General features: G+C 40.4%; 8 protein-coding genes. 6 read left to right on the top strand and 2 right to left on the bottom strand.

Features of this window, described 5'->3' with window-relative positions; translation table 11 throughout:
* The first annotated feature begins 114 nt into the window (after window positions 1-114).
* The 3 genes from topA (at window position 115) to L1D46_RS17790 (ending at window position 3570) form a co-directional block, all read left to right on the top strand.
* Window positions 115-2772 carry a type I DNA topoisomerase gene (gene topA / locus L1D46_RS17800; protein WP_130051333.1) on the top strand — a complete coding sequence of 886 codons (2658 nt, stop codon included), beginning with the start codon at window positions 115-117 and terminating at the stop codon, window positions 2770-2772.
* A 147-nt stretch (window positions 2773-2919) separates the two neighbouring features.
* A complete protein-coding gene (locus tag L1D46_RS17795; protein WP_178927045.1) occupies window positions 2920-3375 on the top strand; it encodes a carboxymuconolactone decarboxylase family protein in 456 nt (151 codons plus the stop codon).
* Window positions 3376-3384: 9 nt separating this feature from the next.
* A complete protein-coding gene (locus L1D46_RS17790) occupies window positions 3385-3570 on the top strand; it encodes a YrhK family protein (protein ID WP_239977979.1) in 186 nt (61 codons plus the stop codon).
* A 66-nt stretch (window positions 3571-3636) separates the two neighbouring features.
* On the opposite strand, the gene L1D46_RS17785 is transcribed toward L1D46_RS17790, so the two are convergent.
* The gene (locus L1D46_RS17785; RefSeq protein ID WP_054551458.1) at window positions 3637-3879 is read right to left on the bottom strand and encodes a hypothetical protein; all 243 of its coding nucleotides are present in this window, start codon (window positions 3877-3879) and stop codon (window positions 3637-3639) included.
* A 240-nt stretch (window positions 3880-4119) separates the two neighbouring features.
* Between L1D46_RS17785 and L1D46_RS17780 the strand changes: the two genes are divergently transcribed.
* The gene (locus tag L1D46_RS17780) at window positions 4120-4668 is read left to right on the top strand and encodes a TIGR00645 family protein (RefSeq protein WP_130051336.1); all 549 of its coding nucleotides are present in this window, start codon (window positions 4120-4122) and stop codon (window positions 4666-4668) included.
* A 59-nt stretch (window positions 4669-4727) separates the two neighbouring features.
* Here the strand turns inward: L1D46_RS17780 and L1D46_RS17775 are convergent, their stop codons facing one another.
* The gene (locus L1D46_RS17775) at window positions 4728-6353 is read right to left on the bottom strand and encodes an alpha-glucosidase family protein (protein WP_167657842.1); all 1626 of its coding nucleotides are present in this window, start codon (window positions 6351-6353) and stop codon (window positions 4728-4730) included.
* Window positions 6354-7036: 683 nt separating this feature from the next.
* Between L1D46_RS17775 and L1D46_RS17770 the strand changes: the two genes are divergently transcribed.
* Both L1D46_RS17770 and L1D46_RS17765 read left to right on the top strand, forming a co-directional pair.
* A complete protein-coding gene (locus L1D46_RS17770) occupies window positions 7037-9826 on the top strand; it encodes a TonB-dependent receptor (RefSeq protein WP_130051338.1) in 2790 nt (929 codons plus the stop codon).
* 105 nt (window positions 9827-9931) lie between these two features.
* On the top strand, window positions 9932-11352 hold a 1421-nt coding region (locus L1D46_RS17765), incomplete at its 3' end, for a tryptophan halogenase family protein (RefSeq protein ID WP_239977978.1).

Here is an 11352-nt window from a genome sequence, read left to right as displayed (position 1 = left end):
CCTATAAATATTCGTGCTCCAATGTTAAAAAATCATACTTATTTGTTTAATGTGATGGATATACATTTATAAGGGCAAAAAACTTTTAAAATATTCGGTCAGAAATAGGCAGCTATGGGCAAATCACTTGTAATTGTAGAGTCTCCAGCAAAGGCAAAAACAATTAATAAATACTTAGGTAACGATTTCATCGTAAAGTCCAGTGTTGGGCATGTGCGTGATCTACCAACTTCAGGTTCAGGCAAAACGAAAACTGCAGCGACGAAAACGCCTGCTGAAGTTCGAAAAATGTCACCAGAAGAAAAAGCTGCCTATAAAAAGCAACGCGATTATAAAAATCTTGTTGCCCGCATGGGTATTGATCCTGAAAAAGGCTGGGAGCCACATTACGAAGTCTTACCCGGCAAAGAGAAAGTTGTTCAAGAATTAAAAAAACTTGCTGAAAATGCAGATAAAATCTATCTCGCAACCGATTTGGATAGAGAAGGGGAAGCCATTGCATGGCACCTCGAACAGATTATTGGTGGCGAGCCTGAAAAATATAAGCGAGTTGTTTTTAACGAAATTACGAAAAATGCTATTCAACAGGCATTCGAAACACCGGGCGAACTAAACACTGATATGGTGTATGCGCAGCAAGCACGTCGTTTCCTTGACCGTGTTGTAGGTTTTATGGTGTCGCCGCTATTATGGGCAAAAGTTGCTCGTGGCTTATCAGCTGGTCGTGTTCAATCTGTCGCGGTGCGTCTACTCGTTGAACGCGAACGTGAGATTAAAGCATTCATTCCTGAAGAGTTTTGGGATGTCCACGCTGATGTAAAAAATACTGAAGCAGCTTTAAGGTTAGAAGTTACCAAACACGCTGACAAGCCTTTTAAGCCAGTTAATGAAGAGCAGGCGATGTCTGCCGTTAGTCAACTTGAAAAAGCTGACTACAAGGTCATTAGTGTTGAAGAAAAGCCAAGCAAGAGTAAACCGAGTGCACCATTTATTACTTCAACCATGCAACAGGCAGCAAGTACGCGCCTAGGTTATGGTGTTAAGAAGACGATGATGTTGGCTCAACGCTTGTATGAAGCTGGCCACATTACTTACATGCGTACCGACTCAACTAACTTATCGAAAGATGCCGTTGAAATGTGTCGTGATTACGTGACTGAGCAATTTGGTGAAAAGTATTTACCTAAAGCACCTATCAGCTATAGTTCTAAAGGCAATGCACAAGAGGCTCACGAAGCGATTCGTCCTTCGAGTGTCACTGTGTTATCTGGTCATTTAGATGGTGTTGAGGCCGATGCTAAAAAGTTATATGAACTAATTTGGCGTCAGTTTGTTGCTTGCCAAATGGTCCCTGCAGAATACGATTTAACAACTTTAACGGTTGGCGCGGGTGATTATCAATTAAAAGCAAAAGGCCGTGTGCTTCGCTTTGACGGTTGGACAAAAGTTCAGCCAGCTGTTCGTAAGAAAAACGAAGAAGATCAGTCACTGCCTGCAGTTAAAGAAGGTGATGTACTCACGCTAGTAGAGTTAGACCCTAAACAACATTTTACAAAGCCACCAGCACGCTTTAGTGAAGCAAGCTTAGTTAAAGAATTAGAAAAGCGTGGTATCGGTCGTCCTTCAACGTATGCATCTATCATCTCAACAATTCAAGACCGTGGTTATGTGCGTGTTGAGAACCGTCGTTTCTTCGCTGAAAAAATGGGTGAGATTGTTACGGACCGGTTAGTTGAAAACTTCGAAGATCTAATGAACTTTGATTTTACCGCTAAGATGGAAGGTCGTCTGGATGATATCGCAGAAGGTGAACGTGTCTGGACACAAGTACTAGATAAGTTTTATGCGGATTTTTCAACCCAGCTTGAAGTTGCCTCAGGTGATGAAGAGCACGGCGGTATGCGCCAAAATCAAATGGTTGAAACCGACATCGATTGTCCAACCTGTGGTCGCAAGATGGGTATCCGAACTGCATCAACCGGTGTGTTCTTAGGCTGTACGGGTTACAACCTGCCACCAAAAGAGCGTTGCACAACAACTATGAACTTGGTGCCAGGCGATGAAGCAATTGCTGCAGATGTTGAAGACGTCGAAACAGAATCACTGATGCAAATGAAGCGTTGTCCAATCTGTGAAACGGCAATGGATTCATACTTAATCGATGAAACACGCAAATTACATGTATGTGGTAACAACCCTGCGTGTAAAGGATATATCGTTGAACAAGGTACCTTTAAAATTAAAGGTTACGACGGCCCCATTATTGAATGTGATAAATGTGGTTCAGATATGCAGTTAAAATCAGGTCGTTTTGGTAAGTACTTTGGCTGTAGTAATGAAGAGTGTAAAAATACTCGTAAGTTACTTAAAAATGGTGAAGCTGCACCGCCGAAGGAAGATCCAGTTCATTTACCTGAGCTAGAGTGTGAAAAATCAGAAGCTTATTTTGTACTGCGTGATGGTGCATCGGGTATTTTCTTAGCTGCAAATACCTTCCCTAAATCACGTGAAACGCGTGCGCCTAAAGTTGAAGAGTTAAAACGCTTCAGAGACCGCATTTCTGAAAAGTTTTACTATCTTGCCGATGCGCCGGCACAAGACCCTGATGGCAATCCTTCAATTGTACGTTACAGCCGTAAAAATAAAGAGCAGTATGTAATGAGTGAAGTAGATGGCAAAGCCACAGGCTGGACTGCTCACTACCAAAATGGGAAATGGGTAGAAGAGAGTAAAAAGAAAGCGCCTAAGAAAAAAGCGGCGACTAAAAAGTAAGTTTACATCTATTTAGATCATAAAAAGGGATTGCAGTTGCAATCCTTTTTTTTGTGCTTTTATGACATTTGCTAATGTCGTTTTTTACCAATCTTTGCTTTTAATCAGTTGCTATTCTGTCTCCATTATTAAGATAGGAGATTTATAATGCAAACTCGTTTATCCCAACAGCAGGTATATTCACTTAACCCAGGACTTGTTGAACATTTAACTGGACTGAGCACACTACCAGAAGATTCAAAAATAACTAGTAGGATTGTAGATCTAGTAAGACTCAGAGTGTCGCAAATAAATGGCTGTGGATTTTGTCAGCATATGCACTCAGCAGAGTTAAGACGCCATGGAGAGCATCAGCAACGATTAGATGTATTGGCTGCTTGGCGTGAAGTTCCAGTGTTCTCAGAGGAAGAAGTTTCAGCATTAGCCTGGGCAGAAGCATTAACAAATGTCATTGATAAGCATGTTGAAGACAATGTGTACAACCAAGTGTCTTTAATATTTACTGAAAAAGATGTCGTGGCACTGACGGCAATTGTGTTAGAGATTAATAGTTGGAACCGTATCGTTAAAGCGTTTCACTTTATCCCTGAGTTAACGGAGTAGAGAATAATTATGAAGTTTACACTCGCACCTAGGGTTAATGCGTTGGTAAATATATTATCAGCATGCGCCTTTTTCTTTGGTAGTACCTTATTTTTACCTGCATTTATAGAATATACCACATTGGGGGTGGTGTTATTCATGATAGGTTCGTCATTATTTTTATTAAGTGCATTCGCTGATTATTACAGCAATTAATAACAAAAAACCGGAGCGCACATCTTTGTGTCATTCCGGTTTTCCATATTCTAAGCTGGCGTAAAATTAGATTTGTACGTCTTTTACTTTTTTATAGCCTTCAGCTTCAAGCTCATCGTTCACACACTTTAATACGTATGGCTTTAATTCTTCGTTGCTGATGTCATCATCTTTTGCCCAGTTTAAACACATTTCGGTGTATTCTTTGATCATTTCAGCTGATGCTTCTGGTGCTTCATTAGCGATTGCATTCGTTGCTGACACGCTTAAAACAGGTGCCAAAATTAGTGCTAGCAATGCTTTTTTCATTTAATTATTCCTAATCAACAAAAGTAATTATTACCGGCTCAATTGCACAGTAATGGTGCGCAATGTGTATCTCACTTTGCTTGAGTGAATTTATAAACTAAATTTCAAAAAAAGATAACGAAATTTTTTTATCGTAAAGATAAGCAAAAAATAACCACTATTTTTACCTCTAAGGCTAGCAATGGTGAAGCTAATACACGTATTATCGCGCTAATTTTAAAAAGAAAAGTGAATTAAGTTATGTCTGAACAAGTGACTCATTCAAAAATAAAGAAAGTACCAAGCAAGCTAGAACACGTTGTTGAGAGTTTTATTTTTCGCTCGCGTTGGTTATTAGCGCCATTCTTTATTGGCTTATTAGTCGCTGTGGTATTACTGCTGCTAAAGTTCTTTAAATACTTATACAGTATGGCCTTAAATACGTTCACTGCGTCAAACCAAGAGCTTTTGGTGGGCATTTTGACCTTAGTTGACACTGCGCTACTAGCAGGGCTTTTGCTTATTATCATTTTCAGTGGTTACGAAAACTTTGTTTCAAAGTTAAATATAGAAAATCACGAAGATCGACCTGTTTGGATGGGTAAGGTTGGTTTCTCGGGTCTTAAGATGAAATTGATCAGTGCAATTGTTGCTATATCGGCTGTCGAGCTTTTAAAAGTGTTTATCAGCTCAAACAATCATTCCACAGATGAGTTACTCTGGAAGGTGTTAATTCATGTTACTTTTGTGGTGTCGGGGGTGTTATTTGCGCTAACGGATTACATAAATAGTAAAACCATGAACCATTAATAGCAATCTTCCATAAAAAAGCCCTGCAATAGCAGGGCTTGGTTTTTAACAACTGATTCTTAATTCAGGGTTGCGTAAAAGCAACCGAACCCGGGCAGAGTGACTGTATTATTGTTTAATTCAGCTGTGTGATGAGAGATCTCAGTATGCTGTGAAGACACAGAGTCAGAGATTGTCAGTTCACTACTTTGCGCAGCCAAGTTAAATGCACAAAGCATTTTAGTGTCGTTAAGCGTTCGATAAAAAGCAAGCACAGGCTCTTGCGTATCTATAAATTCAATATCGCCTTCTAAGAGAACGTTTTTGTCTTTACGCCATGCCATAAATTCACGGTAGGCATTCAAAATCGAATCTTTATCTTGATCTTGCGTATTTACCGCAACTGATTTGTGCGCATCGCCCACAGGTAACCAAGGTTTTACTGATGAGAAGCCAGCTTGCTCTGCATCCGTTGCATCCCAAGGCATCGGTGTACGACAACCGTCACGGCCTTTAAAGTTTGGCCAGAATGTGATGCCATATGGGTCTTGTAGGTCTTCAAAAGCGACTTCAGCTTCACCTAGGCCAAGCTCTTCACCTTGGTACATACATACGCTGCCACGTAAAGAGGCTAGTAGGGCTGTTAGCATCTTACATTGTTGTGGCTCAATCGTATCGCCTTTACTCCAGCGACTAGCAACGCGTTCTACGTCGTGGTTGCTAAAAGCCCAGCATGGCCAGCCTTCAGTCATGCGCTGCTCTAGGGTGCTTACAGTTGTACGAATATACTCAGCACTATAGTCATTGGTAAGCAGCTCAAAGCTATAACCCATATGGAGTTTGTCACCACCTGATGTGTACTCAGCCATGGTTGCAAGTGAATCTTCAGATGAGATTTCGCCTAATGCAACTGTGCCAGGGTATTTGTTTAATAGGGCACGAATGTCTTGCATAAAACTCAGATTCTCAGGTTGCGTATTATTGTAGTAGTGATACTGGAACGCATATGGGTTGTCTTCGCTAAAGCCACGGCCTTGACGCTTCTCTGGTGGCTTAGCAGGGTTATCCCGTAATTGAGCATCGTGATAGCAAAAGTTAATGGCATCTAAGCGGAAACCATCAACACCTTTCTTAAGCCAAAACTCAACATTGTCTAATACCGCTTTACGTACTTCAGGGTTATGGAAGTTTAAATCTGGCTGCTCAGCAAAAAAGTTATGTAAGTAATATTGACCACGACGCGGTTCCCACTGCCATGCAGGGCCACCAAAAATAGATAACCAGTTATTTGGTTGTGTACCGTCCGGCTTTGCATCAGCCCATACATACCAATCTGCTTTGTCGTTAGTTTTATCTTCACGGCTATCAAGGAACCATTGATGTTGATCTGAGGTATGGCTCAATACCTGATCTATAATGATTTTAATATCACGTTGGTGCGCTTGTGCAATGAGTTCATCAAAATCATCAAGGTTACCAAACAATGGGTCGATATCACGGTAGTCACTGATGTCATAACCAAAGTCTTTCATTGGCGATTTAAAGAAAGGTGAAACCCAAATAGCATCAACACCTAGGCTTTTAATGTAATCAATGCGATCAATGATACCTTTGATATCACCAATGCCATCGCCATTGGTGTCTTGGAAACTGCGCGGGTAAACTTGATAAATAACCGCACCTTTATACCACTGCTTTTGAGCCATGTTTTTCTCCATCGTGACACTCAGTGTATGTAAACTGTTAGGCAACCGTTAATGCAATATGTTGCCGGAATGTCAAAAGCATACGTGAAGGGTGAGATACTGTAAAAACTCTGCATACGTATGCACGCCAAATTCATCTATGTGCTCAGTAAAATTCATTAACTTGATTTAAAAGTAAACAACTCGAATATCAATTAATAAAACTTACCAATTAGATATTCCTTCTCTTATCAACAAATGAAAACTCCAGCTTGGTGCATAAAATAGCTGGATTACACCAGAATGGTGCACCATCATAATTGGTAAGACCAATTATCATTGGTGCAGGTCTGTTCCTAATATAATTGCGTCATGTCGCTATTTAAGCGAGATAAATGGCTTAGCATCCATTTCTGTAACCAAATTAGGTTCTTAAATATAGCAAAAATGTTTCATTACTATTAACTCAGACGTAAAAATCATTAAACACTTTAAATTCAGTGGCTTGAAGGTTGGTTTTGTAAAAATGTTGTTAATTTTTGTGAGGGTGAGCTACGCTGAATACGTATGCATAAATTTGTTAAGAAAATAATCAGAGCGTTAATATTCAATTCGACAACAAAATCAGTCAGCGAATTTCAGCTATTATGTTAATGAATAACTGCAACACGTTGGCATTACAATTTGGGTAATGGGAAAACATCATGTCTATGTTCAAACCAAGTATATTAACTCTGGCTTTAACAGCCGCAGGTTTAAATAGCTTTGTAGCGTATGCTGCAGAAGAAGACCAAAAAGCGAAAAACGATAACGTTGAAGTTATCGAAGTTAAAGGTTTTCGTGGCAGTGTTGTAGAATCTATTAATACTAAACGCTTCACTCCTGAAGTTGTTGAGTCAATCTCTGCAGAAGATATCGGTAAATTACCTGATTCATCAATTGCAGAATCAATCGCACGCCTTCCTGGTTTAACAGCACAACGCCTAGACGGTCGAGCTAGCCGTGTAAGTGTTCGTGGTTTCAGTGAAAACGAAAGTGCAACGACATTCAACGGTCGTGAGCAAGTATCAATCGGTGACAACCGTGGTGTAGAATTTGACCTTTATCCATCAGAAATTATGAGTGGCGTAACGGTATACAAAACACCAAGTGCAGGTATTGAAGCTGAAGGTATTGCTGGTGTAATCGACATGCAAACTGTGAAACCTTTAAGTAAAGGTGAACAAGTTATCATGTTCAACGGTCAATATGAGCAAACAGGTTTTGATAAATTAAATCCAGACGGTGACGACCAAGGTTTCCGCGGTACGTTCTCATACATTGACCAATTTGCTGATGACACAATCGGTGTTGCATTTGCATACAACACGATGAGCTCACCAAACCAAGAAAAACGTTGGAACTCGTGGGGTTATCCTGAGTTTACGGGTGAAGATGGCAATACATACTCAATTTTAGGTGGTGCTAAGCCATTTGTACGTTCATCGACTCTTGAGCGTGATACAGCAATGCTTGTAATTGAAGCTGCGCCGACTGATCGCTTAAACATGACATTTGATGCCTTATATGTAGATTTCTCAGATGAAAAAATCCTACGTGGTATAGAAGTTCCATTCGCATGGGGCCAAGGTTCAATCGACCCAAGTTCAGCAGTTGTTGACGCTGACACTGGTTTCATTACTAGTGCAGTAACAGAAGGCCAACGTGTTGTTGTTCGTAATGACTACGAAGAGCGTAATGCTGAGCTCACTCAGTTTGGTTTTAATGCAAAATATGACATTAGCGATGATTGGTCAGTAGAATTTGACGTAAGCCGTTCTGAGGTTGAACGTCAAATTTGGAGTATCGAAAGCTACTCAGGTACAGGTCGAGGTGACGCGAATGGTGTTGCTGATACAATCGGCTATGAGTTTGACGGTGGTAACACTGGCGCGCAATTTAGTCATAACCTTGATTACAGTGACTACGACTTAATTCAACTTGGTGGCCCATTATCTTGGGGTGCAAGTGCTGCACTTAATGACAAGTATGGTTTAACAGGTACTGAGTATCAAAATACAGCGCAAGATGGCTTTATTAATGCGCCAGAAATTAATGATGAACTAAGCACATTAAAACTTGCTGCAAGCAAAGTACTTGATAATGCTTACATCAGCCGAGTGTCATTTGGTATGTCATACCGTGACCGTGAAAAGAGTAAGTTGTCGGAAGGTTACTTCATGACATTAAAAGACTTCTCTTTATCGAACCCTGGCATGGTATCAATCCCGGAGCAATACCGCTTAGGTACAGCGAGTCTTGATTTCATCGGCATGGGTAACATGGTTGCTTATGATACAAATGGTTTAGTAAATGATGGTTATTATAACCTTCTTCAAGAAAGCCTTACTGATTCAAAGCACAAAACACAATCTTGGACTGTACAAGAAGAAGTAACAGCATTCTTTGCTCAAGCTGATATCAATGCTGAGCTGGGTTCAATCCCTGTAACAGGTAATATTGGTGTTCGTTATGTGAAAACTGAACAGTCTTCACAGGGTTTTGCTGCAAACACTGTTGATGGTTTAGTTGTTGTATCAGAGACCGATGTAAGCCATGACTACAGCCACTTCTTACCAAGCATCAATTTATCGTTTGCAATTGATGAAGAGCAAACTGTACGCTTCGGCGCAGCGAAAACGATTTCTCGTGCTCGCTTAGACGAAATGAACTCATCAGTTAATGCATCTTATAATCAACAACCAGATGAAAACGGTAACTACTGGAGTGTATCTGGTGGTAACCCAGAGCTTGAGCCTAAAGAAGCAACTGGTTTTGATTTAAGCTACGAAAATTACTTCCATGAAGAAGGTTATTTCGCTGCAGCTGTATTCTACAAAGATATCACTCAGTGGATTTTCGATGGTACTTATGAAATTGATATGAGTGGTGTAGCTGACCCGTCTACTGGTGAAATCCCTGCGACTTCAACAGGTACTGGTTCTGGTAAAGTAAATGGTGGTTCTGGTGACCTTTGGGGTTATGAGCTTTCATTAACACTACCGTTCACAATGTTCAGCGAATCTTTAGACGGTTTTGGCCTAATCGCAAGCCATACAGGTGTTGAGCAAGACTTAACTGACCAAAATGGTAACGACTATGAGCTACCTGGCCTATCTGATCAAATCGATAGCTTAACAGTTTACTTTGAGCGTAATGGTTTCCAAGCGCGTACCAGCATGCGTAAGCGTAGCGACTTTAAAGGTGACGTATACGGTTTAGGTTTTGCTACTACACAAGTTGATATTAAAGGCGAAACAATTTGGGATGCTCAAATTGGTTATGACTTCAGCGAAGGTGGTGTAGAGAGCCTTGACGGTTTATCTGTCACTTTCCAAGTACAGAACATCACTGAAGAGCCGTTTACATCACTACAAGGTGATAACTCACTTCAAGTACGTGATTACCAAGACTACGGTCGTACATTCCTTTTAGGCTTCAGCTATAAGCTGTAATTAGCTAAAACAGCGATAGAAAATTGCCCTTGTGATTTGTTTTACAAGGGCTTTTTTATATCAGTGAGCTACACTCAATGAATTGAATTTGGCGTTAGGTGTACTATGGAATCAAAAAAAATTACAAAGGTAGTGATTGCCGGTGGTGGTACCGCTGGTTGGATAACCGCTGCGTTACTTAATAAAGTGCTTGGGAAAGTGCTTGATATCACGCTTATTGAATCAGCAGAAATTGGCACTGTTGGTGTAGGCGAAGCGAGCATTCCACCTATCTTGCATCTAAATGGTGCGCTTGGCATTTCTGAAACAGAATTTATAAAGGCCACTGGCGCAACGATTAAACTAGGTATCGAGTTTGAAAATTGGCGCAGCCAAGGCCATAGCTATATGCATGCCTTTGGTGAGATAGGTAAAGACTTTCCGTTTTGTGAGTTTTATCATTTTTGGCTAAAAGCAAATCAAACACAAAACGCGCCTGATTTTTGGGATTTCTCACTTAATTACCAAGCTGCAAAAGCACATAAATTTTCCCACCTTAGTCATATTCCTAATACCCAATTAGCAGGCTTACATTATGCTTATCACTTTGATGCCACACGATATGGCGAGTTCTTAAAAGAATTAGCGCAATCACGGGGCGTAAAACGTATCGAAGGCAAAATTGAATCGATTAATCAATGCCATCAAAGCGGATATATTTCTTCTTTGCTGATGCAAAATGGCAAGCAAATAGATGGCGACTTATTTATTGATTGCACAGGCCTGCGTGCCTTATTGATAGAAGAAACACTCAATACAGGGTTTGAAGATTGGTCACATTGGCTACCTTGTGATAGTGCTGTTGCAGTGCAAAGTGAATCCGCTACGGATGCAATTCCTTATACACGGTCAATTGCAAAAGACTCTGGTTGGCAATGGCAAATTCCATTACAGCATCGTGTAGGAAACGGCCTTGTATATTCGTCTCGTTTCTTATCTGATGAATCAGCTAAACAACAGCTTCTGGACAACTTACCAGCTAAGCCATTGACAGAGCCACGTATTATTAAATTTAAAACAGGGCGTCGTTTAAAGCAGTGGCATAAAAATGTGGTATCGGTTGGCTTATCGAGTGGTTTTTTAGAGCCTTTAGAATCGACCAGTATTCATTTAATTCAAAGTGCAGCCATTCGTTTAATTAAGTTTTTTCCTCATCAAGGTATTAAGCAAAGCTTAGTTGATGAATTTAATAAACAAAGTAAAACAGAATTTGAGCGAATTCGTGACTTTATTATCCTTCATTACAAGCTAACTGAACGTGATGACACTGCATTTTGGCGTTTTTGTAAAGGCATGGATATTCCAAGCAGCCTCAAAAATAAAATTGAGCTATTTAAAACCAGCGGCAAGCTCGTAAGAGAAGACGATGAGCTATTTGCTGAAGTTGCGTGGCAGCAAGTCATGATAGGGCAAGGGCTTATTGCAGACGATCATCATCCATTAACTGATGCCTTATCTGATGAGCAGTTAAATGAGTTATTTAGTAA

Source organism: Pseudoalteromonas sp. Isolate3, from assembly GCF_022398505.1.
Taxonomy (GTDB): Bacteria; Pseudomonadota; Gammaproteobacteria; order Enterobacterales; family Alteromonadaceae; genus Pseudoalteromonas; species Pseudoalteromonas apostichopi.
Note: the sequence above shows the minus strand (reverse complement) of the source record. Positions and strands in the feature narration are given on the sequence as shown.

Excerpts from the sequence above, each read along its gene's own strand:
- topA (WP_130051333.1), top strand. The coding sequence starts at position 115 with ATGGGCAAATCACTTGTAATTGTAGAGTCTCCAGCAAAGGCAAAAACA.
- L1D46_RS17795 (WP_178927045.1), top strand. The coding sequence starts at position 2,920 with ATGCAAACTCGTTTATCCCAACAGCAGGTATATTCACTTAACCCAGGA.
- L1D46_RS17790 (WP_239977979.1), top strand. The coding sequence starts at position 3,385 with ATGAAGTTTACACTCGCACCTAGGGTTAATGCGTTGGTAAATATATTA.
- L1D46_RS17785 (WP_054551458.1), bottom strand. The coding sequence starts at position 3,879 with ATGAAAAAAGCATTGCTAGCACTAATTTTGGCACCTGTTTTAAGCGTG.
- L1D46_RS17780 (WP_130051336.1), top strand. The coding sequence starts at position 4,120 with ATGTCTGAACAAGTGACTCATTCAAAAATAAAGAAAGTACCAAGCAAG.
- L1D46_RS17775 (WP_167657842.1), bottom strand. The coding sequence starts at position 6,353 with ATGGCTCAAAAGCAGTGGTATAAAGGTGCGGTTATTTATCAAGTTTAC.
- L1D46_RS17770 (WP_130051338.1), top strand. The coding sequence starts at position 7,037 with ATGTCTATGTTCAAACCAAGTATATTAACTCTGGCTTTAACAGCCGCA.